Origin of the sequence: Ensifer sp. SL37 (assembly GCF_026672675.1) — a bacterium.
GTDB classification, from domain to species: Bacteria; Pseudomonadota; Alphaproteobacteria; order Rhizobiales; family Rhizobiaceae; genus Ensifer; species Ensifer adhaerens.
In genome coordinates, this window is record NZ_JAPPRN010000006.1 from 2,975,385 (window position 1) to 2,998,417 (window position 23,033).

Annotated in this window: 25 protein-coding genes and 1 pseudogene; 14 read left to right on the forward strand and 12 right to left on the reverse strand. The window is 64.0% G+C overall.

Annotated features, from left to right (window positions below; all coding sequences use genetic code 11):
- The first annotated feature begins 239 nt into the window (after positions 1–239).
- A complete protein-coding gene (gene argS, locus OVA00_RS26535) occupies positions 240–1,943 on the forward strand; it encodes an arginine--tRNA ligase (RefSeq protein WP_268089910.1) in 1,704 nt (567 codons plus the stop codon).
- A 24-nt stretch (positions 1,944–1,967) separates the two neighbouring features.
- On the opposite strand, the gene OVA00_RS26540 is transcribed toward argS, so the two are convergent.
- Complete coding sequence (locus tag OVA00_RS26540) at positions 1,968–2,546, reverse strand: AAA family ATPase (protein ID WP_268089911.1); 579 nt, start codon at positions 2,544–2,546, stop codon at positions 1,968–1,970.
- A gap of 230 nt (positions 2,547–2,776) precedes the next feature.
- On the opposite strand from OVA00_RS26540, the gene OVA00_RS26545 reads away from it, so the two are divergent.
- The 4 genes from OVA00_RS26545 (at position 2,777) to OVA00_RS26560 (ending at position 6,182) form a co-directional block, all read left to right on the forward strand.
- Positions 2,777–3,424 (forward strand): TetR/AcrR family transcriptional regulator C-terminal domain-containing protein, encoded by a 648-nt coding sequence (locus OVA00_RS26545; RefSeq protein WP_034792897.1) that lies wholly within the window; start codon positions 2,777–2,779, stop codon positions 3,422–3,424.
- Positions 3,425–3,603: 179 nt separating this feature from the next.
- Complete coding sequence (ilvC, locus tag OVA00_RS26550) at positions 3,604–4,623, forward strand: ketol-acid reductoisomerase (protein ID WP_034792899.1); 1,020 nt, start codon at positions 3,604–3,606, stop codon at positions 4,621–4,623.
- 284 nt (positions 4,624–4,907) lie between these two features.
- Positions 4,908–5,516, forward strand: a complete 609-nt coding sequence (locus OVA00_RS26555; RefSeq protein ID WP_127889175.1) for a hypothetical protein — start codon at positions 4,908–4,910, stop codon at positions 5,514–5,516.
- A gap of 75 nt (positions 5,517–5,591) precedes the next feature.
- The gene (locus tag OVA00_RS26560) at positions 5,592–6,182 is read left to right on the forward strand and encodes a hypothetical protein (RefSeq protein ID WP_143556316.1); all 591 of its coding nucleotides are present in this window, start codon (positions 5,592–5,594) and stop codon (positions 6,180–6,182) included.
- Positions 6,183–6,233: 51 nt separating this feature from the next.
- Here the strand turns inward: OVA00_RS26560 and OVA00_RS26565 are convergent, their stop codons facing one another.
- From OVA00_RS26565 to OVA00_RS26615, 11 genes are all read right to left on the reverse strand, one after another.
- A complete protein-coding gene (locus OVA00_RS26565) occupies positions 6,234–7,148 on the reverse strand; it encodes a pyridoxal-phosphate dependent enzyme (protein ID WP_268089912.1) in 915 nt (304 codons plus the stop codon).
- A 170-nt stretch (positions 7,149–7,318) separates the two neighbouring features.
- The gene (locus tag OVA00_RS26570) at positions 7,319–7,441 is read right to left on the reverse strand and encodes a hypothetical protein (protein ID WP_255380515.1); all 123 of its coding nucleotides are present in this window, start codon (positions 7,439–7,441) and stop codon (positions 7,319–7,321) included.
- Positions 7,442–7,745: 304 nt separating this feature from the next.
- Positions 7,746–8,129 carry a hypothetical protein gene (locus OVA00_RS26575; RefSeq protein WP_060516030.1) on the reverse strand — a complete coding sequence of 128 codons (384 nt, stop codon included), beginning with the start codon at positions 8,127–8,129 and terminating at the stop codon, positions 7,746–7,748.
- A 177-nt stretch (positions 8,130–8,306) separates the two neighbouring features.
- Positions 8,307–8,528, reverse strand: coding sequence for a hypothetical protein (locus OVA00_RS26580; protein ID WP_060516031.1), 222 nt, complete (start codon positions 8,526–8,528; stop codon positions 8,307–8,309).
- 43 nt (positions 8,529–8,571) lie between these two features.
- Positions 8,572–8,808: a 30S ribosomal protein S21 gene (rpsU, locus tag OVA00_RS26585; RefSeq protein ID WP_034792958.1), complete on the reverse strand. Its 237-nt coding sequence runs from the start codon at positions 8,806–8,808 to the stop codon at positions 8,572–8,574.
- 47 nt (positions 8,809–8,855) lie between these two features.
- Positions 8,856–9,131, reverse strand: a complete 276-nt coding sequence (locus tag OVA00_RS26590) for a hypothetical protein (protein ID WP_060605329.1) — start codon at positions 9,129–9,131, stop codon at positions 8,856–8,858.
- Between the two features lie 126 nt (positions 9,132–9,257).
- Positions 9,258–9,467, reverse strand: a complete 210-nt coding sequence (locus tag OVA00_RS26595) for a cold-shock protein (protein WP_034792962.1) — start codon at positions 9,465–9,467, stop codon at positions 9,258–9,260.
- Positions 9,468–10,013: 546 nt separating this feature from the next.
- Positions 10,014–10,250 (reverse strand): helix-turn-helix domain-containing protein, encoded by a 237-nt coding sequence (locus OVA00_RS26600; RefSeq protein WP_034792964.1) that lies wholly within the window; start codon positions 10,248–10,250, stop codon positions 10,014–10,016.
- 284 nt (positions 10,251–10,534) lie between these two features.
- Positions 10,535–12,121, reverse strand: coding sequence for an acetolactate synthase large subunit (locus OVA00_RS26605; RefSeq protein ID WP_112974877.1), 1,587 nt, complete (start codon positions 12,119–12,121; stop codon positions 10,535–10,537).
- A gap of 139 nt (positions 12,122–12,260) precedes the next feature.
- Positions 12,261–12,893 (reverse strand): LysE family translocator, encoded by a 633-nt coding sequence (locus OVA00_RS26610; protein ID WP_113294004.1) that lies wholly within the window; start codon positions 12,891–12,893, stop codon positions 12,261–12,263.
- A gap of 131 nt (positions 12,894–13,024) precedes the next feature.
- Positions 13,025–13,648: an FMN-binding negative transcriptional regulator gene (locus OVA00_RS26615; RefSeq protein ID WP_089043521.1), complete on the reverse strand. Its 624-nt coding sequence runs from the start codon at positions 13,646–13,648 to the stop codon at positions 13,025–13,027.
- Positions 13,649–13,723: 75 nt separating this feature from the next.
- Between OVA00_RS26615 and pdxR the strand changes: the two genes are divergently transcribed.
- The 9 genes and pseudogenes from pdxR (at position 13,724) to OVA00_RS26660 (ending at position 22,882) form a co-directional block, all read left to right on the forward strand.
- The gene (gene pdxR / locus OVA00_RS26620; RefSeq protein WP_326494140.1) at positions 13,724–15,253 is read left to right on the forward strand and encodes a MocR-like pyridoxine biosynthesis transcription factor PdxR; all 1,530 of its coding nucleotides are present in this window, start codon (positions 13,724–13,726) and stop codon (positions 15,251–15,253) included.
- A gap of 128 nt (positions 15,254–15,381) precedes the next feature.
- Positions 15,382–15,969: a hypothetical protein gene (locus tag OVA00_RS26625; protein WP_113294005.1), complete on the forward strand. Its 588-nt coding sequence runs from the start codon at positions 15,382–15,384 to the stop codon at positions 15,967–15,969.
- Positions 15,970–16,032: 63 nt separating this feature from the next.
- Positions 16,033–17,022, forward strand: coding sequence for a threo-3-hydroxy-L-aspartate ammonia-lyase (locus OVA00_RS26630; protein WP_268089913.1), 990 nt, complete (start codon positions 16,033–16,035; stop codon positions 17,020–17,022).
- Between the two features lie 115 nt (positions 17,023–17,137).
- Positions 17,138–17,696: pseudogene (locus OVA00_RS26635) on the forward strand (DsbA family protein).
- A gap of 361 nt (positions 17,697–18,057) precedes the next feature.
- Positions 18,058–18,720: a peroxiredoxin gene (locus OVA00_RS26640; protein WP_034793680.1), complete on the forward strand. Its 663-nt coding sequence runs from the start codon at positions 18,058–18,060 to the stop codon at positions 18,718–18,720.
- Between the two features lie 407 nt (positions 18,721–19,127).
- Positions 19,128–20,042 carry a 4-hydroxybenzoate octaprenyltransferase gene (ubiA, locus tag OVA00_RS26645; RefSeq protein WP_268090373.1) on the forward strand — a complete coding sequence of 305 codons (915 nt, stop codon included), beginning with the start codon at positions 19,128–19,130 and terminating at the stop codon, positions 20,040–20,042.
- Positions 20,043–20,181: 139 nt separating this feature from the next.
- Positions 20,182–20,397, forward strand: coding sequence for a hypothetical protein (locus tag OVA00_RS26650; RefSeq protein ID WP_060516039.1), 216 nt, complete (start codon positions 20,182–20,184; stop codon positions 20,395–20,397).
- Between the two features lie 129 nt (positions 20,398–20,526).
- Positions 20,527–21,030: a metal-dependent hydrolase gene (locus OVA00_RS26655; protein ID WP_268089914.1), complete on the forward strand. Its 504-nt coding sequence runs from the start codon at positions 20,527–20,529 to the stop codon at positions 21,028–21,030.
- 160 nt (positions 21,031–21,190) lie between these two features.
- The gene (locus tag OVA00_RS26660) at positions 21,191–22,882 is read left to right on the forward strand and encodes a methyl-accepting chemotaxis protein (RefSeq protein WP_268089916.1); all 1,692 of its coding nucleotides are present in this window, start codon (positions 21,191–21,193) and stop codon (positions 22,880–22,882) included.
- Positions 22,883–23,033: the final 151 nt, after the last annotated feature.

A 23,033-nucleotide genomic window follows, 5' to 3' on the forward strand; every position in this document is an offset into this window, starting at 1 on the left:
ATCGGGCGGGCCTTGTTGGGCGAGTGGGTGCCGCCAGGCGGAAGAAGGGCCCCTTCTGAGCCACACCATCGTAGTGACGGCGCAGGCGATCATAACATTGCCAGCGGTCACCGAACGGACTATTGAAGGGCTCCAATCTCGAGGTTTGCCATGAACATGGTTCCGAAAATTGCAGAACGACGACGCTGAAGCTCTCAACGCTTTTGCGCTCCTTTTCATGCAATTTCAGGAAATGATCCATGTCCGTCAAATCGGCAGCACTCGCAGCCCTTGCTCGCGCCTATGAACTGAACGGCCTTAAAGCCGAACCCTCCATCGCCCGGTCGACACGGCCCGAGTTCGGCGATCTCCAATGCAACGACATGATGCGGTTGGCAAAATCCGCCGGCCGGAATCCGCGCGAACTTGCCGCTGAGGTTGCCGAGGCGGCGCGCGGCGAAGAATTCGCGGAGGTGTCCGTCGCCGGGCCGGGTTTCATCAACGTCCGGCTGACGGATGCGGCGGTTGCCGCGGAGGCGACGGCGATGCTGGCCGATGGGTCGCTTGCCGCCGAGAAGGTGCAGCCGCTGCGCACCATGATCGATTTCGGCGGACCCAACGTCGCCAAGGCGTTGCATGTCGGGCACCTGCGTTCCTTCGTCATCGGCGAAAGCCTGCGGCGCATCCTGCTTGAGATCGGCCACGACGTGCTGTCCGATATCCATCTCGGCGACTGGGGCCTGCAGATGGGCAAGCTTCTGTTGGGTGCGGCCCTGGCCGCCGGATGGAAAGTCGGCGATCCCGCGCCCTTCATCGATCCCCGCGCATTCGATGCCATGACCGTCGATGAACTTGGCATTCTCTACAGGTCGGGCAATGCGGCCTGCGAGGACGAAACGTCGCTTGCGCAGGCGCGGATGCTGACCACGAGACTGCAGGACGGAGATCCACTCCTGACCGCGGCCTGGGGGCGCATGCGGGCCATTTCCCTGGTCGCGATCTCGGCTACAGCACAAGTGCTAGGGGCGCATTTCGACCTGTTCAAAGGGGAAAGCGATGCGCATGCAGAAGTCGCGCCCATGCTTGCCGACCTCGTTGCCCGCAAGCTCGCTCGAGAGAGCGACGGTGCTCTTGTCATCGATGTCGCCGGTGACGGACTTCCAAACAATGCACCACCTCTGCTTCTTCAGAAGAGCGACGGCGCTGCGCTTTACGGCACGACGGATCTCGCGACGCTGCGCCAGCGGGTGCGCGATCTCGGTGCAGAGCAGATCGTCTATTGCACCGACGACCGGCAGGCGCTGCATATTGCCAGCGTGTTTTCGGCGGCGCGGACGGCAGGTTATGCCGATGGCGTCGAACTGCGGCACGCGACCTTCGGCACCGTTCGTGGCAGCGACGGCAAGCCCTTCAAGACCCGCGACGGGTCGGCCGCATCGCTCGGCGACATGATCGATCTGGCGCTTGCCAAGTCGTCGGAAAAGGTGACTGACGGCGAGGCGGCCACGGCCGTCGGTCTCGGCGCCCTGAAGTTTACCGACCTCTCCACGCCCCGAAACACAGGTTATGTTTTTGACATCGACAGGATGACCTCCTTCGAGGGGCGGACGGGTCCGTATCTTCAATATGCCTACGCCCGGATCTCATCGATCCTGGACAAGGCCGAGGAGGCGGGCATGGTTCCAGCCGAGATGGTCTCGATCAGCCATCCGTCCGAGCGGGCCGTGCTGATGGAATGTCTCTGGTATCCGCATGCGCTTTCGCAGGCGGCGCAACAGCTCGAATCCTTCGAGATCGCCGACCGGGCCTACCAGGTGGCAGATGCGTTCAGCCGCTTCTACGCGGATTGCCCGGTGCTGAAGGCAGACGATCCGTTGGGTCGGCTTGCCACATGCAGGCTGGTCGCAAGGGTCATCGGGAAATGTCTGGAGCTTCTTGGAATGGAGCCGGTGCGGCGCATGTAACGTTCGGTTGGCCGACCTCGGTGATCAGGCCGCCGAAAACTCTTTCACCAAGGCGTCGAGCGTCCCGGGCGCCGCGCCATCGATACACCGGATGTCGGCGGCTCCGGCAGCCTCCAGCATCTCTCTGTTTTCGCGGATCGAGCGCTCGATGAACTTGTCGATGATCGCGGCCTTCGTCTCGTCAGCATCTGCGCGCCGAGATTCTTCCAGCATGCGCCGGCGTAGGAAAGCGTCATCCGCGTAGAGAAACAGGGGGAGGATGTCCTCTTGTTCGAGTTGAGCCATATATTCCGGCCGGAGCGCGGCACCTTCAAGCACGAAGGGTTGAGCGTGTTCCAGGCGGCTTTCGATGATCTGGCGGATGCGCGGCCACATGTTTTCGTGGTGCACCTTCAGGAACCAATGGATGGTCTCGTCGGTCAGGCTTGCATAGTACTCGGCGACCTGAGGACGAACCGACGGCCAGGGCCTGCCGGGATGGCGGCCCAGATCGTCCGTCGAGATCAGCTCCCGCCCGAGCGAACTTGCGAGAGCCCTGGCGAGTGTCGACTTCCCGACATGCGAGCTTCCTCCAATCAGGATACCGAGGGCCGGCTGCTGCATGCGTTGGACTCCATTCCATCGATCGCGTGGTCGACCGCGCCACGATCAAACACCTGCGTCTGACGAGGGCAGGTCGACCTCCATTCCGTCGGTTCGCACCCTATGGCGCTGCTTCTGCGCCGTCACCGTCGAAATTTCGCCCCTTTGCAAGAATCGTCTTGACGCTCTGGAGAGGCTTCACTAGAAGAATGCGAACCGTACCGTACGGTACTGATCGAGGGCGAGGCAGCGTGCAGATGACTGTGGCGATGAGAGAGGCGAATGCCGGGGAGGGGCTGACGGAACGTCAGGGCGCCGTTCTCGAGCAGGCATTGCGACTTCTCGTCGACGGCGGCGAAAAGGCGCTGACGACGGCCGGCATCGCGCGTGCTGCCAATTGCTCCAAGGAAAGCCTCTACAAGTGGTTCGGCGATCGCGACGGGCTGATTTCGGCGATGATCGGCTTCCAGGCGAGCAAGGTGCGCACGCAGGACGTTGCCGCCCGCGCGCTCGATGCCGAGAGCCTGCAGCGGCATCTGATCGTTTTTGCCAAGGATCTGCTTGAGGTTCTCGCCGGTGACGTGTCGCTGGCGCTCAACCGTCTGGCGATCGGCCAGGCGAGCCGCGACGGCTCCAAGCTCGGCCACATGCTGCAGGAACGCGGGCGTCGGCAGATCGGCCGCCGGGCCGCAGCGCTGCTCGAAGCCGGCCGCAAGGCAGGCCTCTTGACGTTCGACGATGCCGACGAGGCCTATGGCGCGCTTTATGGGCTGATCGTCTCCGACTGGCATCTGAAGATGCTGCTCGGCGAAGAGGCCGGCGAGATGAGACAAAGTTTTGGCCGCAAGGCGGAGCAGGCGGTATCCGCCTTCCTTTCGCTTTACGGCACGAAAAGGTAACGGCCCGCAGCGTCGCGCTTCGAAAGAAGCGTAAAGGTCGCTGCGGCAAAGAAAAGTCACAGCGCCGCGCTTCGAAAGAAGCGCAAAGGTCGCTGCGACACCAGGAATTGCTGCAGGGCTCCGGAGCTCCCGGGTAATGCAGCGGAAGCAACTGACAAACAACGGGAAGGACCACAACAATGCGCGTCTATTACGATCGTGATGCCGATATCAACCTGATCAAGTCGAAGAAGGTCGCCATCGTCGGCTACGGCAGCCAGGGCCGCGCCCATGCGCTGAACCTCAAGGATTCCGGCGCCAAGGAAATCCGCATCGCTCTGAAGCCGGGTTCGGCAACGGCTGCCAAGGTCGAGGCCGACGGTCTCCAGGTTCTCTCGGTAGCAGAAGCCGCCAAGTGGGCCGACCTCATCATGATGGCGACCCCGGACGAACTCCAGGCCGAAATCTACAAGGCCGAAATCGCCGGCAACATCCGTGACGGCGCTGCGATCGCTTTCGCCCACGGCCTCAACGTTCACTTCGGCCTGATCGAGCCGAAGGCTTCGCTCGACGTCGTCATGATCGCGCCGAAGGGCCCCGGCCACACGGTTCGCGGCGAATACCAGAAGGGCGGCGGCGTTCCCTGCCTCGTTGCCGTTCACCAGGACGCTTCGGGCAACGCCCTTGACCTCGCTCTCTCCTACGCCTGCGGCGTCGGCGGCGGCCGTTCGGGCATCATCGAGACCAACTTCAAGGAAGAGTGCGAAACCGACCTCTTCGGTGAACAGGTCGTTCTGTGCGGCGGTCTCGTCGAGCTCATCCGCGCCGGTTTCGAAACGCTGGTCGAAGGCGGCTACGCCCCGGAAATGGCCTATTTCGAGTGCCTGCACGAAGTAAAGCTGATCGTCGACCTGATCTATGAAGGCGGCATCGCCAACATGAACTACTCGATCTCGAACACGGCCGAGTGGGGCGAATACGTCACGGGTCCGCGCATCATCACCGAAGAAACCAAGGCCGAAATGAAGCGCGTCCTCAAGGACATCCAGACCGGCAAGTTCACCTCCGAGTGGATGCAGGAATACAAGTCGGGTGCGGCTCGCTTCAAGGGCATCCGCCGCGTCAACGACAGCCACCAGATCGAAGAAGTCGGCGCCAAGCTCCGCGGCATGATGCCCTGGATCGGCAAGAACAAGCTGGTCGACAAGGCGAAGAACTAAGCCTTATCGAACGGTTGAATGAGGAAAGCCGGGGCGCAAGCTCCGGCTTTTTTCGTTTGGTGAAGCAAGGGTCCCCTCGCAGCCGACTGCGCCTCCTGGGGCAGTCGACCATGACGATCCTTGGTCCATCGACGCTACGGCCGTTCACGTGCAGGGCGCGCGCACCATGGCCCCGTTCCTGCCTGCGGCGTGCAAAATCAGCAGAAGTCAATTAGGAATTGTGAATATTCGGTAGTGCTGATATGTTGGGTGGGGTGATTTGCTACATCCTGGGGGCAGGGCAGATGCCACGCGTACCGATCAGGGAATACGCGGCAACTCGCGTTGAAGGCGAGGTCAGGGCGCTTGTTGCCAAGTACAAACTGGATGTCCAGCCGAGCGCGGCAGGCGAAACGGTTGCGGCCGACACGCTCGATCAATTGTTCGCTGCGGAAGACGAGCTGAAGCAGCTGGGCCCGCTCCGTTCCCAGCTGAGCGCCACCCAAGCCGAGCTGGCCGAGGCCAAGCCATCCATGTGGCATGTGAAGGCGGCGACCGTGACTGCCGCCATATCCGCGGTTGCCGCCTGCCTCGCGACGGGATTGACGATGTGCTCCACCAAAGTGGCAGGCGATCAACTGGATGCGAAGAACCGGTATGAGGTCCAGATTCTGGTGGCAAACAAGCTTACAGAGACCGCATCGGCGCCCGCGGGCGAAGTGACAAACAGATTGTTTGATTTCAACAGCGCATTTGTGATCGCCAACGACCTCCATGAGGACGGCGGCTTTGTGAAGGGATGGCAGGAGTTCATCGACAGATATTGCGGACCGTTGAAGGACAAGAACTTCTATAAAGGCGACGACGATCCGCTCGCGGACACACGAAGCATTTGTCAGAAAAACACCCAGTAATTCCGTCCAGCTTCTTGAGGGAGAGGAATGATGTCGAGGACTCGTAGCTCCAGAAGAGCGTGGTCGCTGTGCTGCGTGACGTTCTTGCTCTCTATGACCTTAAACGCGTTGCCGGATCCTCGGTTTGCCCTCGCACAGGAAGCCACGCAGGACGCCGCCAAAGAGGAGCCGGCGAAGGACCAGTTTGACCTGATCGGGTTCAAGCGCGAAAAGTTCCAGGAGGAAGCGCGGAAGGTCGACGAAGGAAATGAGATCGGGAAAGCGACCAGCGGCCTTGCGGAAGGCAATTGCCAGGTAGGCAAAGCACTGGTGGCGATCGTCTCGGGCGGAAACGAGCAGCTGCTTGAGGCAATGAAATCAGCGGCTTCCAGCTACAAAACCGCTATCGACTCGCTGACACTGCTGACGAAAAACAAGCGCTTTTCGAAAAAGATCAGCGCCAAGACGCTCGCCTGGCTGGTTCAAACGCAGTTGTTCACCGATCCGCTCCTCACGCAGAACGATCTTCTGGTGCAGCTACTGGCGCTCACGGTAGAGGCGAAGGAGGCTGCGGACCGCATCGCGGCCGGCAAGGGAAGCGACGCCGACTTGTCGTTCTTGATCGATGCCTCATCCAGGATTCCTCGCATGCTGATGGCATTTATCGACGCTGCCGTTACCTCTTGAGGTTGCCGCCAGCGGCTTGGTCGACGGTCTCCGCGATGGCGGCCAGGAGGTTCAAAACTCCTGCCAGGCCTGCAGCCGCTCGACTGTGGTCGTCGCGCCGCCGCAGACGATCATCAGGATGCGCTCGAAGCGCGCCAGCCGGTCGGCGTGGGCGTAGGCGACGGCGAGGGCGGCGCCGCAGGCGGGCTCGACCAGCACGCGGTGGTCGTCGAGGAAGCGGATGCAGGCTTGCGCGGCGTCCGTGTCGCTGACGACGACGCTCTCGACCGGGCGCGTCTGGCTCAGCTCGAAGGCGCGCTCGCTGACCTTGCGGGCGGCGAGCGACGTTGCGATGCCGCTGACGGAGGGGAGTTCCGTCAGCGTGCCCGCGTCCATCGAGGCGGCCAGCGAAGCGGTGCCTTCGGTCTCGACGGCAAGGATCGGCACGTGGCCAAGCCCGTTGCGCGCGAGCCCCTCGGCAACGCCGGCAAACAGTCCGCCGCCGCCGACCGACAGCACCACGGCATCGAAGGCGAGGCCGGATCGCGCGACCTCGTCGATCATCGTCGCGTGACCGGTCCACAGCAGCGGGTCGTCGAAGGGATGGATGAAGGCGGTGTCGGCATCGAGGGAGGCGAGGGCGGCTGCATTCGCCTCATCCCAGCCGGCGCCGTGCACGATGACGTCGGCGCCCTGCTGGCGGATCAGGCCCTTCGCGCGCTCGGTCGTCGTTTCGGGAACGAAGACGGATACAGGGATCGAAAGCATGCGCCCGGCATAGGCGACCGCCATGCCGGCATTGCCGCCGGAGGAGGAGACGAAGCGCCGCTTGCCGGCGCGCGCGTGGTGCTCGCAGGCAGCGCCGACGCCGCGGATCTTGAACGAACCCGGTGGCTGCAGCGCGTCCATCTTCAGAAAGATTGAGCGGCCCGAGGCAAGACCCAGCGGCAGGGATTCGATCAGCGGAGTTTCGAGGTGAAGTGGCATGAGATGTTCCGTTGCGGGCGCGATGCCGATGGGTGCCCCGGTGTGACGGAGCTCAGGGAGAATCGTGAGGCAATTTGCCCCCGATCGCCACGTCGGCGCAATATGGGGAAGCACTCCGTCGCGGATGGCTGCGTGTCATCTCACGGAACATCATGGATTTGCGGCGGCCGTCACCACAAGAGGCCGCTTAGCGTCACGAACGCGACGAAGAGCAGGGACAGGACGAGTGACGCCTTGATTGCCGCCAGGGTATAGTCGTATCGGCGAAGTCTGTGTGTCAGCGTGTGGAACATGGGTTCGTCCAATCGTGAGTAAGCGGCGGCTCGTCGCCGTTCGTTCGAGCGAAATGCGGTGCCCGCAATTCGGCAGTGACGACAATGGCTACCCAGCCCGCGAAATTGGCCAGACGGCGGCTCGCCTTGGCGCGAACGCGCGCATGCGCTGCTGTCGATAAAGGAGGATATGGCGGCTCGAGAGCCCCTCACACCGCGATAAGCCAAGTCGGCCCGTGTCGATCGTCAAACCATGCGCCTCAAAAGTGTCCGGCACAAGGAAGATCCCCTTGGCGGCACCCTTTTGCGTTCCAGCACACAAGCCTCATCCCGATTTGGGGCCTTTGCGAGCAAACGAGGCAAGGTCCCGGGGCGGCATGGCCTCCGGCCAGGGGAGGCGTCGGGCGCCGGTGTAGCGGGTAACGGCGCTGCGCCTTTGCGGCGCGCCGCCATCGTTCTCCCACTGTTCGAGATTTGCGGTTTCAATCTGACGCGGAGTGCGCTGCCCGCTCCGGCCCTGAAGCTCGCAAAGCAGGGCATCGGCGGTGATAACGCCCGCCTGGAACCTGCCGATCAGAAAGACGGCGGCAAGACGGAGGCTTTCCTGGTCATCAAGGTCGACATGTTGGTGAAAGCCCGCGCGCCGCAGCACGCCGTCGAGCATGGCAAGGTCCGAGGGAATCAGTGGATGCTGCTCTGCGGATGACATAGGCCCCTCCTGTTGATGGGAACTGTCGTTTGCGTGGCGCATGCGTGCGAGCGCGCAAGGCGCTCTTCCAGGAATTCTACCCCCGGAGCGTCTTTCCGTCTCGGGTGGACCGTGCTGGGATGACCTCAGGGTGACGCCCGTTGCCGGCGGCCAGGAGGGTGTGTGTTTCTGTGTCAGTCAGGACCGGCGCGATTTCCGGGTCGGCTTGCTTGCGGACACCTCCGCGGCCGGTTCGGCGGCGGCGCGCTCAAGGCGTTGCGCCTTGAGCTTTTCGGTCTTCTTGTCGCGGGCGATCTTTTCAGCCGCAACGATGGCTCTCGCCGTATGATCGGTTGCGGCCGCCTTGTCGCTCGCGGAGGTCTTGGCCGGCTTGAATGCTGCGTTAGCGTTGGGCGTCATGACCTGTCTCCTGAAACGGGCGGGTGCTGCCGACCCAGAGGGGTCAGCGCGTGCGCGCCGCCTTCTTGGGGCTGGGCAGCAGGCCTTCGCGCTGCAGCTTCTTGCGCGCCAGCTTGCGCTGGCGTCGGACGGCTTCCGCCTTTTCCCGCACGCGCTTTTCCGACGGCTTTTCATAGCTGCTGCGGGCCTTGAACTCGCGGAAAAGCCCTTCGCGCTGCATCTTCTTCTTCAGAATGCGCAAAGCCTGGTCGATGTTGTTGTCTCTAACGAGTACCTGCAAAACATGTTCTCCTGTTGTCGATTGCAGCGCGGGCGAGGCGCATGCGCCTATCTGCCGCGCTTGGCGCTCAGTTTCTTGAGCCAGGGGCCGGTAGCTTCCGCCTGAGCGGGGTCCGGTGTGGCGGTCTCGGCGTGTTCTATGTCGGTCGCAAGGACCGAGCGTTCAAATGTCTCACCGTCGACCCGTACGCGAAAGCGGGGCTCGCCGCGATCTTCCGTGGGCAAAAGGCCGACGATGACGCCGAAGGGGCTGATCAAGGCCGACTGTGTGGCGGATGCCCTCAGTTTGACCCTGTCGCCGATCTCGCAGGCCGTGCGGCTCATGACGAGCTCCATATCGGAAGTGAAGGGGCCAAAGATGCAAAAAGGCCGGGTTGTTCCCCGACCTCTTCCCGTCATTCAAGCCTTTCCTGCCAGTACATCCGTGGTCAGAGAAGGGCGAATGACAAATTATTCGGCGCGCAGATTGTCGGCCGAGCTCTTGCCCGACTTGCGGTCGGCGACGACGTCGAAGGTCACCTTCTGACCGTCGGCGAGCGAGCGCAGACCAGCGCGTTCTACTGCGGAGATATGGACGAACACGTCGGTGCTGCCATCATCCGGTTGAATAAAGCCGAAGCCCTTGGTGCTGTTGAACCACTTTACAGTGCCCGAAGCCATGACGATTTCCTTTCAATCGTGGAGTTTGCCAGAAAATATTTCTCTGGCGGTGATCGATATTTGAGAGGAGATCTGGCCGCGCATGAGCGCTGTGTCAAAGGTCACAAGCAATATTCGATGAGTTGATATATAGACGATACTTTTTGAAACTCAATGAAAATATTAAATTATCTATTTTCCCGTCCTTGTATAAGCCTTGTCAAAGGCCTGAAAATGCGGGTTTTCGTGCCGCTATTTTTCTTTCTATTGAACGCTCGGTCCCTGCCAATGGAGACTGAATATGGCGCATGGGTCAGCCGACAGCGCAACCGCTTTGGCGGCCGTGCATTTGTGTGATTGCTGTCGGGAGAAGTCTGGCTTGGCCTCCCGCATCGCGCCCGACAGCGCCGGGCGTCTTGTCAGACGGGCGAAGGTCGCTGCAGAACTTTGAAATCCTGCATGCTTTTGTCCTTTAATCGGCTACGGGGTAAAGGAAACACGCCAGACAGCGGTGGCAGGGGAGGTCAGGCGGCGGTACGCGTATCTGTCGCGCACCGCCCCCGCTTTTCAGGTGAAGGTCTGCGGCGAGACCTGCAGTGCGGCGGCGATGCGCTGCAGCTTGGCGGGATCGGTATCGGCGCCGAGCTCGATCTTGGATATTTCAATTTCCGTCAGGCCTGTCGTGACCGACAGATCGTCAACCGAATAACCGGCGGTTTCACGCGAACGCTTGATGGCGGCTCCGATTTTGACGCGGGACAGAGATGCGCCTGGAGCCTTGGTTAGGTCTTTCTTAAAGGACATGAAGTGTCTCCTTCGTTGGTCCACCGGCAAAGAACGCTGCCGGTTGAAGGGGGCCCAAAACTGAAATGCGACTCAAGGCAGATGAGTGCGAACCTAGGGCGTCGCTAATATAAGCGAGAAGTCCGCAGGCGCAAGTTTGCGCCCGAATCTTTGTAAAAATCATATTTATATCAATATCTTACCCTGTGATTATCGGGTGCTGGACGGTCCTTTTCCAGGCGATCTGGGGTACCGCGGCTGCTCGCCAATCGCCGTCCCAAGGACTGCGAAAACGGCGCCGAAACTCACGCCAGGCGCGCCTCGATCAGGAACGGTCCGCGCCGCGACAGCGCTGCGGAAAAGAGCGCGGCGAAGGCCTCGCAGGAAGTGGCAACGGCAGCTTCGACGCCAAGGCCGCGGGCAAGCGACACCCAGTCGAGCGCGGGGTTGTCGAGGTTCAGCATCTGCCGCGCATTGGTGCCGATCTCCCCGACGCCGACATTGCGCATCTCGGCATGCAGGATGGCATAGGTGCGGTTGGAGAAGATGACGGTGACGATGTCGAGGTTTTCGCGCGCCTGGGTCCACAAGCCTTGAATGTTGTACATTGCGCTGCCGTCGGCCTGCAGGCAGATCACTTTCCGATCGGGGCAGGCGATGGCCGCGCCGGTCGCAAGCGGGATACCGTCGCCGATCGCGCCGCCGGTTTGCATGATGAGGTCGTGCGGTGCGGAGAAGGCGGACAGGGCAAAGAAGCGCCGCGCCGAGGTGACCCCTTCGTCGCAGACGATTGCGTCCTCCGGCACCTTGTGCGCGACGATGACGGCGATCGCGTCTTCGGTGAGCGGGCCCGAGGGCTCGCCGGTGTCGGTGGGGGTGCCTGCCGTTGGCAGCGGCCCGGTCGGGCTGACGCCGAGTTCGTCACCAAGCGCCTCCAGTGTCGCCTTCAGGTCTTCGCCATGGCGGGCAAGGGTTGCGACCGTGCAGCCCTCCGGCACCAGCCGGCCCGGCATGCCGGGATAGGCGAAGAAGGCGACCGGCTCGGGCGCGCCGACAAGGATGAGAACGCGGACGTCCTTGAGCGTGGCGAGCGCCATGTCGATCGGGTAGGGGATGCGCGCCGGCGCGACCCGTCCGCGGCCGCGCTGGGTGTGGGCGACCAGAACCTCGTTGAAAAGCTGGATGCCGCACGCAGCCGCGATCCGCCCGGCAACGGCAAGGCCATCGGCCTGCGCCGCAGCGCCGCTGACGACCATGGCGACCCCTTGAGGATTCGAACGTATCAGGCGGGCCACTTCGCGCACCGTCTCGGCGCTGGCCGGCCGCGGCGCTTCGATGGGCGCCTTTTGTGGCGCGGTGGCAAGGGCAAGCGTTCCCCAGGCGGCGTCGGCGGGCAGGATCATGGTGGCGACACCCGGCGGCGTCAGCGCGGCCTGAACGGCGGCGGCAACGGTGGGGCCGACGTCAGCCGGATCCTTCACGCGCCGGACCCAGTTCGACATCGGCGCGGCCAAGCTCTCGATGTCGGTCGTCAGCGGTGCGTCGAGCGGGAGGTGATGGGAGGCGTGGTCGCCAACGATGTTGACGACAGCCGCCCGGGCGCGGCGGGCGTTGTGCAGGTTGGCAAGGCCGTTGGAAAGGCCAGGGCCGGTGTGCAGAAGGGTCGCTGCCGGGCGCCCGGCCATGCGCGCATAGCCATCGGCGGCGCCGGTCACGAGGCCTTCGCTGAGGCCGAGGATGCAGCGCAGTTCCGGCTTGCGGTCGAGTGCCGCGACGAAGTGCATTTCCGAGGTGCCGGGATTGGCGAAGCAGACGTCGACGCCGTTTGCAAGCAGCGTATCGACAAGCACATCCGCGCCGGTGGTGCGAATTCCCTGGCCGCCTTCTCCCATGCGCGTATCCCTCGATGGCCCTCAAGGGCATGATAGCGGCAACTTGCGCCGGTGCAACCGGGGCATGGCGAGCCACCCGGCGCAGCACCAGTCGGCCAGCGCCAATCGGCTGGCGCTGCGCCGGCTCAACGGACGGGCATCAGGTCCGCTGCCAGGCGAGGTGGGCGCCAAGCCCGATCAGCACTGTGCCGCCGGCGCGCTGCATCAGGCGCTGCGCCCTGCCGGAGCGGCGCATCCGTGAGACGACGGCGCCGGCGAGGAACACGCAGACGATATCGGCCGAGGAGAACATCAGATTGGCGAGGGCGCCGAGCAGCAGGAACTGCACCCAGATCGGGAAGGCGGCAGACGCATCGGTGAACTGCGGCAGGAAGGCGACGAAGAAGATCGCGGTCTTCGGGTTCAGTACTTCGACAGTGATGCTCTCGAAGAAGGCGCGGCGTGCCGATTTCGCCTCGGTCAGGGGCAGGCTGCCGTCGCCCGTCGCCTTGGTACGGATCAGCGTGAAGCCGAGCCAGACGAGATAGGCGGCCCCGGCAAGCTTCACTGCCAGATACAGCGTCGGCACCGCATGAAACAGGATCGAAAGGCCGGCAGCCGCGGCAATGACGTGCACGTAACAGCCGAGATGAATGCCAAGCGAGGCCATCATTCCGGCAGAGCGGCCGCGGGCCACGGTTTGCGCGGCGGCGTAGAGCATGGCCGGGCCCGGGATATAGGCGAAGATCGCCGTGGTGACGAAGAAGGTGAGGAGAATGTCGAGCGATGGCATGCGGTTATACCTCGTCTGCTGCTGCGTGGCCTCTTGCGGGAGTCGTTGTAAGGGCTTGCGCGGGAAAGTTGAAGGAAAATCACAAGTGCTCGGGCCGGCGGGTCAGCCGCCGGCGGTCCCTTCGTCCGTGGTCAGACCGGTATTTCCTCAGCGACGAGGCGATCCTCGCGGCGGGCGCTGGCGGCAAGCCCTGCCGCGACGCCGGTGCGGTCCTCGGCGCTGCGGTTCTGGCTCATCTTGCGCTTGCCGTCGAGACGCTCGATCGGCAGCCTGAGGCCGATGATGCCGCGAAGCTGCGCCTTGACGAAGGCGGCGGGCGCGTCGCTGACCTGCCAGGGCTCGGCTCGTCCGGCCTCATGCCGGTTGGTCAGCCGCGTGACGATGTCGAGCAGCCGGTCCTCGTCGGTGAAGAATTCGGCCGCGCCATAGGCGTGCACGGCGACATAGTTCCAGGTCGGCACGACCTTGCCGTGTTCGCGCTTGGAGGCATACCAGGAGGGCGTGACATAGGCGTCCGGCCCCATGAAGGTCGCCATAGCCGCGCCGATGACCGGCGTCGTTCCTTGCGGGTTGGCGCGGGCGACGTGGCCGTAGAGCGTGCCGTTCGGCCCCTCGTTGCGATCAAGCAGCAGCGGCAGCGGGGTCGCAAGCAGCCCATCGGCCGTGGCGGTGACGAGGGTCGAAAGCGAAGCCGCCTCGATGATGTCGTGCAACACGCTCAGCGTTTCTTCCTTGAAGGCAGGCGGTGTGTACATGATCTCGCTCCTTGTGCTCGTCCCGTCATAGAGGCAAACTGGACGGCCAAGAATATCCAGTTTCCGTATAAATGCGTGGGCCAGTTTGTGACGATGAAAGAAGAGGCGAGGGTCGGGACCGCCCGGCGGATCTATGAGGCGCTGAAGGCACAGGTCCTTGACGGCACCTATGGCGCCGAGGCGCTGCTGCCGTCGACGCGGGCGCTCGCCGCCGAGCTTGGCGTTTCGCGCACGACGGTGACGGCCGCCTATGAGCAGCTTCTGTCCGAGGGGTATCTGGAAAGCCGGCAGGGCGCACGCTCGCGGGTCGCGTTGCTTGCGGCCCGGCAGGGTCCCGGCTCGGTGGCCGCGCCCGGGCGTCCAGCGAGCCAGAAGCATCGGGACAAGGGTGCGGCGGCGGTTCGCCTGTCACGCCTGGGGGCTGCCCTTTGCGACGGGCCGATCTGGATGCCGCCGGTTTCTGCTCGACTGATTGCCGACTTTCGTTACGGCGACCTGTCGGCCGCGGATTTTCCGGAGGAGGCGTGGCGGCAGTCGGTCAACGCGGCGCTCCGCCGGCGAAGGCCGCGGCTTGCCTATGATCACCCCGCCGGTTCGTCTGCCCTGCGCATGGCCCTGCAGGCCTATCTCTGGCGCGCGCGAGGGCTCAGTTGCGATCCGGATCAGATCGTCGTCGTCAACGGCTCGCAGCAGGGGCTGGACCTTGCGGCGCGCGTGCTCGTCGATGCTGGCGACCGGGTGGCGATGGAGGATCCGGGCTATGTGATGGCGCGCCGGGTCTTTGCCGCCGCCGGCGCCGCGGTGGTTCCCCTCGCGGTCGACGCGGAAGGGCTGAGGACCGACATCCTCGAACAATTGGAGGATGCCAGGCTCGCCTATGTCACGCCCTCGCATCAGTTCCCGCTCGGCAGCGTGCTTTCGGCCCGGCGGCGGCAGGCGCTTCTGGCCTGGTCCAGGCGAACCGGGGCCTATGTGCTCGAAGATGATTACGACGGCGAATATCGATACGACATCCGGCCGATCCCGCCGCTCCAGACCATGGGGCAGGCGGAAAACGTGCTTTATCTCGGCACGATTTCCAAGAGCCTCTCGCCGATGCTCCGGCTCGGCTATCTCGTCGTGCCGCCGCCGCTTGTCCCGGCCTTTGCCGCCGCCAAGCAACTGATCGACCGCCATTCGCCGAGCCTCGAGCAGGAAGCACTGGCGGCGATGATTGCAAGCGGCGCCTATGAGCGCCACATCCGCCGCAGCCGGCGCAACAATGGCCGCCGGCGGGAGGCCCTGTTGACGGCGCTCAAGGCGGAGCTCGGCGACGCGGCGACCATATCCGGCGCCGATGCCGGCCTGCATGTGGTCGTCTGGTTCGAGCAGTTGGAAAAGGCGCAGGAAGACGCGCTGATCGCGCGAGCGCGGGCGGCTGGCGTCGGCCTATATCCGGTTTCGCCGCTCTATGCGGCAGGTGATGCCGGCCATCGGCCGGACCGGGCCGGCATCGTCATGGGCTATGCGAGCCTCGAGGCGGCCGAGATCGGCAAGGGCGTGGCAGCACTTGCGCAGGTGTTGCGGTCCTGGGGCGACGAGAAGGCGGAGGCGAAGCCGTCTTAGGTCGGGAGCGGGCGGAGCGGAGCCCGTGCGCGGCTGGGCATCCCGGCAGCTCGTTACGGTTAGCCGCTTGCGCCCGGCCAACGTCCCTTCATAGTGGCGGCCATTCCGCGTTTGCCCAGGCGACCTCCATGAGATCTCTTCGCATCCATCCCCACCTGCACGACGTTTTCGGGGAAGAGCAACCACTCGCCTATCTCGCCGCCATACTCCTGTTCGGAGCCGGCGTTGCCGTCGTCTTCGCGCTGTCTGCGGGGTCGATGCTTGCCGATCTTGCCTGGTGGCGGGCGGCGCTGGCGCTTGTTCTCGTGCTCGACATCGCCGCCGGCTGCGTCGCCAATTTCACGCCGTCGACCAATGATTTCTACGCAGCCCGGCCGCGCAACCGCTGGATATTCATCGCCATCCATTTCCACATCGTCCTCGTCGCGCTGCTTCTTGGCAGCGGGATCGCGGCCGCGGTTGTCGTCTGGGCCTATACGATCGCAGCGGCCGCGCTCGTCAACCGGCTGGCGGGGCGGGAGGCGCAGACCTTCGTCGGCGGGCTGCTCACTGCGATCGGCCTTGCCGGCCTGCCGCTTCTGCCCGGTTTGACGCCGGCGATGATGGCGGTCTCAGGCCTCTTCATGCTCAAGGTGCTCTTCAGCTTCGCCGTCGACCATTACCGCACGGTCCCGCCCCAAGATGGGCAGGTGTCCAAAAATGGGGGACACGGCTGACGTCCTTGCCTTGCATGGCGGTCTTTACTAGCCTCCGGAAAGCAGGCTCAGGGGAGAGACTCGATGGCAGTTTCAGCGGCGGACGAGGCATTGCGCATTCCGACATTCGACGACGTGCAGATGGCCCGAAACCGGATCGCCGGGATCGCGCACCGAACGCCGGTCCTGACCTCGCGCACGGCCGATGCCGCCACCGGCGCCCGGCTGTTCTTCAAGGCGGAAAACTTCCAGCGCGGCGGCGCCTTTAAGTTCCGCGGCGCCTATAACGCCATCGCCGCGCTCAGGGAAAAGGGATCGAGGCAGGGCGTCGTCGCCTTTTCCTCCGGCAATCATGCCCAGGCGATCGCCTATGCCGCGCGCCTGCAGGGCGTCGCAGCGACGATCGTCATGCCCGCCGATGCGCCCGACATGAAGGTGGCGGCAACGCGCGGCTATGGCGCCGACGTCGTGTTCTACGACCGCTACAAGGAAGACCGCTCGGCCATCAGCGCCCGGTTGGCGGCCGAGCGCGGCGCTGTGCTGATCCCTCCCTTCGACCATGCGGACGTGATCGCGGGCCAGGGGACGGCAATTCTCGAACTGATCGAGGAGGTGGGTGAGCTCGACCTGATCGTCACGCCGCTCGGCGGCGGCGGGCTGCTTGGCGGCACCGCGCTCGCCGCCAGGGAGCGCTCGCCCGGCGCGGCCATCGTCGGCGTCGAGCCCGAGGCCGGCAATGACGGCCAGCAGTCGCTGCGCCAGGGCCGGATCGTCGAAATCGCCATCCCGAAGTCGATCGCCGACGGCGCGCTCACCCCCAGCATCGGCGCCCACAATTTTCCGATCATCCAGCGCGCGGTCGCCGACATCGTCACGGTGAGCGACGCACAGCTGGTCGAAACCATGCGTTTCTTCGGCGAGCGCATGAAGATCGTGGTCGAGCCGACCGGCTGCCTTGCGGCGGCCGCCGTGCTCGAGGGGGTGCTTGCCTGCGCCGGCAAGCGCGTCGGCATCGTCCTGAGCGGCGGCAATGTCGATCTGGCGACCTACGGCGCGCTGCTGCAGGCGACGTGAACTTTACCCGGACCGCCGTCCTGGTGCCCGCCATTTCGTCGAAGCCTTGCAGACCGGGCGCATGGCTCTCGACGTTCATCGAACAGACCAGGCGGCTTGAAGAAGGGGACATCACATGACAGACGCACCTTGGCACGCCGATCCACTTACCTGGGGCACCGGTCCGCACCTCTTCGAGGTCTTTCTGGAACCGACGGATCCTTACTCGGCCAAGGCATTCGGCAAGCTCGATGCCCTTCTCGCCCCGCGCCGGCGCGGACAGGATCACCATCAAGATCCGGCTGCAGTCGCAGCCCTGGCACATGTATTCCGGCGTCGTCGTTCGCTGTATTCTTGCGGCCTCGACGCTGGCGGGCGGCAAGGAGACCGCAAAGACCGTCATCGCGGCCGTCGCTGCGCATCGGGACGAGTTCGAGTTCACCCACCACGCCGGCGGGCCCAACATGGACGTGACCCCCAACACGATCATCGAGCGACTGGAAGGTTATAGCGGCGTGCAACTGAAGGCGGCCTTTGCGATCCCCGATCTCGATCGGGAGATCAAATGGCATTGCCGGTACGCCCGCCAGAACGGCATCCACGTCTCCCCGACCTTCATGATCGACGGGATCGTGCGGCCGGACGTGAGCAGCGGCGATGATGTTTCGGCCTGGGCGGCGAAGTTGCTCGCCTGACGAAGGTTGCAAGGGACGCTTCCGGCGGGCAGCGGCCGGGCCCCCGTTGCGGGCATTTTCCCGGGGCTCGACCGGGCCGTTGGCGACGCCCGTCTTTCCGGTTGCCTTAACCGGCAAAAGTGGCACACTGAGCCTCGCGCGACGGCGCCAAGCGTCTGAATGACAGGGCGGAGGCCACTGTAATATTTTGTTTTTCTAAATGGATTTCTCTCCGGCCGATTTCCGTCGGAAAACACGTGTTGGAAAAAGCCAGAGGAATACAGCGGGCTTTTTGAGCGCCTTTTCGGACGCCGCGTTGCCAAAAATCTAAGCGCTGCCACCGCTCCGGATGGGCGCGGTGCATACACAACTGGAGGGTATCGTGACGCTTGCAATCAATGACCTCGCACCGGACTTCGAGGTCGGGACGACCGACGGCACGATCCGGTTTCACGACTGGATCGGCGACTCCTGGGCGGTGCTGTTTTCGCACCCGAAGGACTTTACGCCCGTCTGCACCACCGAGCTCGGCTACATGGCGCGCATCAAGCCGGAATTCGACCGGCGCGGCGTCAAGATCATTGGCCTTTCGGTCGATCCGCTCGACCGCCATGCCGGCTGGGCCGCCGATATCGAGGAGACACAGGGCCATGCGCCGAACTTCCCGATGATCGCCGATGTCGACTACACCGTCTCGAAGCTCTACGGCATGCTGCCGGCGCCGGTTTCCGGCGATCCGACCAAGCGCACGCCCGCTGACAACCAGACGGTGCGCAACGTCTTCGTCGTCGGCCCGGACAAGAAGATCAAGCTGATCCTCATCTATCCGATGACGACAGGCCGCAACTTCGACGAGGTGCTGCGTGTCATCGACTCGCTGCAGCTGACGGCCAAGCACAAGGTGGCAACGCCGGTGAACTGGCAGCAGGGCGACGACGTGATCATCGCCGGCTCCGTCACGGATGAGGATGCCCGCAAGGTCTATCCGGAGGGCTGGCGCGCGCCGAAGCCCTATATCCGCATCGTGCCGCAGCCGAAGGGCTGAGGCGGGGCTGACATTTCGCCAGGGCGCGGAAGCGCCCGCGTTACGGGTTCGTCCTTCGTTGCTGGTGGTGAGGGTTTATCCGCATTCCGTGACGAGGGGGCTGCCCCTCATCTCGCGGTGAGGGAGCTGACCCTCACCCGCCTGCCGGCGCCTTCTCCCCGCATGCGGGGAGAAGGGACGTTGGCGTGCTTTCCGCGGTTCCTTTTCCCCGCCTCTGGGGGGGCGGCGGAGAGGCCGTTTAGCTTCCATTCCCACGACCCATGGTTGCCGGAGCGGCGAACCCCGCGCCGGAAGCCTGCTTCCTCTGCGACAGAATCCCTCCTTTATCTGAGCACGCCCGCGCCTATAGTGCCGCTGTTTGCGGCCGCCGCCGGAGCGCGCCGCACGCTGACTGGATGACCCGCCCCATGACCACAGCAAGCCGCCCCGACCTGACAGACATTCACCGCGGCGACTGGGTGGATCGCCGGTTGCCGCGGGCGGTGCGGCCCTATACCCGTCTTGCGCGGCTCGACAGGCCGGTCGGTATCTGGCTGACGCTCTTTCCCTGTTGGGCGGCGCTTTTCCAGGCGGCGCATGGCCTTCCCGAGATCCGGGATACTCTGGTGTTCACGCTCGGCGCATTTTTGATGCGCAGTGCCGGCTCCACCATCAATGACATGGCCGACCGCAATTTCGACGGGCATGTCGAGCGCACGCGGTTTCGTCCGCTTGCAAATGGTGAGATCGGCATGTCCCGGGCCGTTGTCTTCCTGATTGCGCAACTTGCGCTCGCCGCTTCGCTCCTTGTCTTCCTGAGTCCCGCGACCCGTGTGCTCGCGGTGTGCGTCGTGCCGCTCGTGTTCCTCTACCCCTTCTGCAAGAGGTTCACCCATTGGCCGCAAGCGGTCTTGGGCGCTGCCTTCAACTGGGGCATGCTGATGGCCTGGTCGCAGGTTGCCGGACATGTTCCGGCGGGCGCTGTGCTGATGTGGGCCGGCGCCGTTGCGTGGCAGATCGGCTATGATACGGCCTACGCCTATGTCGATGTGCGAGACGACACGCGTCTCGGTCTCAAGTCGACGGCGATCCTGTTCGGCTTCCGCGGCAAGGCCTGCATCGCCCTGTTCTACGGCCTGACGCTGGCCGCCTGGTCTGTCGGCGGCTGGATGCTCGGCATGTCGAGCCTGTATGCCATCGGCATGGTGGTGATCGCGGCCCATCTCGCGTGGCAGGCCCGGCGCTTCGACCTCGATCGCCCCGAAATCAGCTATCGACTGTTTCTGACGAATATCCTGACCGGCGTGCTGCTGGCTGCCGCGGCTCTCGCCGGAAGTTTTTGAGGGACGCCGAACGTCCGGCCTGCCGCCTGGAATACGGCCGACAGGCGGGCGACGCATTGACGCCCGGCGCGAGCGCTCCATGTCATATCCAGATGTCATATCCAGGCGTTCAGCGCAGTCAAACGGGCAGGGGCAGGCCATGCAAAGGTTCTTCGTCAGCGTCGCCAAGGAATTCGAGGCCGATAGCGCCGAGGAGGCGGCCCTTTTGATGTACCAGTATCTGACCCGCGAGCCGGCGCCGCTTTCCTACGCCATCACCGACGAGGCGAAGAACATCACCAGGCTGACGCTCGAGCGCGACAAGGCGGACGAATTCGCGAGCGTCGACCACACGGCAGATCCGGGCAACTGGTAACGTCCGCTGGCAGCGATGCCTGTGGGTGGAAGCCATCAAAGCGACAAGTTCGGTTGCAAATCCTCGGCGTTCGCGTCAAGACTGCGCCTGTTGGGCGCGGGTTTCGCCGCGCTTCGGGAGGAAACCTGCTTGTTCATTGCCGGGTATCTGCTGTGCCGCCCGTTTGCGCGCCGCAACCCGTCGCAGGCCCGCGCCATCTTCGGTGTCGGGCTTGTCTGTTCCGTCCTGCCGGATTTCGATCTCGCCTATTTCTACCTGATCGACCAGCGCCGCACGCCGCATCACGACTACTGGGTGCACACGCCGATCTTCTGGCTGGTGCTGGCGGCGACGGTTGCGCTTGTTCTCATCGCCACCGGGCGGCGCAAACAGCTCGTCCTTGTCGGTGTCGGGCTTTCGAGCGTGCTCCTGCATCTGGTGATGGATTCTGTCGCGGCTGATATCCGCTGGTTCTTTCCTTTTGTGGATCTCAGGGTGAACCTTGTGCATGTGCAGGCGGTCTACAAACCCTGGTACCTGAACTTCCTCTTGCACTGGACCTTTGCGCTCGAAGTTTTGATCTGGCTGCTTGCCGGCCATTTCGCTTTGCACGATTTGAGAGCGCGGCGCACGATCGGGACCGAGGCCGCATGAGAGCAAAAGCAGGGCAATTCTAGGGGGCGCGAAAAGAATCGCTTAAGAAATTTATCATACGAATAGCTACAATTCGCATGTATCCCTTTTCGATTTGTTAGCTATAGGTCCCGCCCTCATGACTGGCCTGCCGTTTCTTTTTTCGTCCGATGCCAAAGCCATGCTCGATGCGATCAACCGGTCGCAGGCGATCATCGAATTCGATCTTTCCGGCACGATCCTGACCGCCAACGGGAATTTCTGCCGCGCGATGGGTTACGATCTCCACGAGATTGTCGGCCGGCATCACCGCATGTTCGTGCAGCCGGAGGAGGCGGCGTCCGCTGCCTATGCCGACTTTTGGGCACGCCTTGCCCGCGGCGAATATGACAGCCAGCAGTACCGGCGCATCGGTAAGGGCGGGCGGGAGATCTGGATCGAGGCCTCCTATAATCCGGTGTTTCGCGGCCGCAAGCCCTACAAGGTGGTGAAGTTCGCGACGGACATCACCGCGTCGAAGGCAAAGAGCACCGACGATCAGGGCAAGATCGACGCCCTGTCGCGGGCCCAGGCGATCATCGAATTCACGCCTTCGGGCGAGATCATCACCGCCAACGAAAACTTCCTTTCGGCGATGGGCTACGCGCTTCCCGAGATCGTCGGCCGGCACCATTCCATGTTCTGCGAGCCGGACGATGTCCATTCGCCCGCCTATGCCGGCTTCTGGCGCGACCTTGCGGCCGGGCGCTTCGTCACCGACCAGTTCAAGCGTATCGGCAAGGGTGGCAAGACGGTCTTCATCCAGGCGTCCTACAATCCGATCCTCGACGATGCCGGTCGCGTGTCGAAGGTGGTGAAATTCGCCGTCGACGTTTCCGACCGCGTGCTTGCGGTCCAGGAGATCGGCGCCGGGCTCGGCCGCCTAGCCGAGTGCAACATCCGCATGACGCTGGACGAGCCCTTCGTCGGTGAGCTCGAAATCCTACGGCGCGACTTCAACACCTCGATCGGCATGTTCCAGGAAACGCTGTCGGCCGTGCTCCGCCAGACCCGCGACCTCAACAGCAACAGCCACGAGATGAAGGATGCCGCCGAGCATCTTGCCGACCGCACGCGCCAGCAGGCGGCAGCCCTGGAGCAGACCTCGGCGGCGCTGGAACAGGCGACGGCGACGGTGCGCACCTCAACCGAGAACACCCAGCAGACCCGCGCACTGGTGCAAAATGCGCGGCAATCGGCGCACAGCTCTTCCGGCGTCGTGCGCGATGCGGTGACGGCGATGCAACGCATCAAGGCGGCCTCCGAGGAGATCAGCCAGATCATCGGCGTGATCGACGAGATCGCTTTCCAGACCAACCTTTTGGCGCTCAACGCCGGGGTCGAGGCGGCGCGCGCCGGCGATGCCGGCAAGGGCTTTGCGGTCGTTGCCTCGGAGGTGCGCGAGCTCGCCCAGCGCTCGGCCAAGGCCGCCAAGGAGATCAAGGCGCTGATCCAGAATTCGGTCGCCGAAGTCGCCGAAGGCGTGCGCCTCGTCGGCGATACCGGCAGCGCGCTGAAGGAAATCGAGGACTTCGTCGCGGCGATCGACACGCGGATCGCGGCGATCGCGACGGCTGCGACCGAGCAGACGGCGGGCCTCGGCGAAATCAATGCTGCGGTCAACGACATCGACGTCATGACGCAGAAGAATGCGGGCATGGTGGAGCGCACCGCCGACGTCAGCGTCCGGCTGGCCGAAGGCGCGCGGCGGCTGACGGAACTGGTCAACCGCTTCCAGCTCAACCGCCGTGCCGAGCGGCGCGAGGCGGGCACGGCAGCGGCAACGGGCGGCATGGGTGACCGTCGCCGCGCGGCCGACGCGCGGGCCGCCTGAGGAAACAAAGCGGGACGTGCGGGGCGATCATGCCCTGCCGTTCGCGGGCGGGCGGGCCGGGGGTGCGGCCCGCCTCATCCCCTCCAAGGCAACCATACGAGTGTTCGAGAGCCCGAACGCAGCAACGAAATTGCGACTGCGCTGTCTCCGA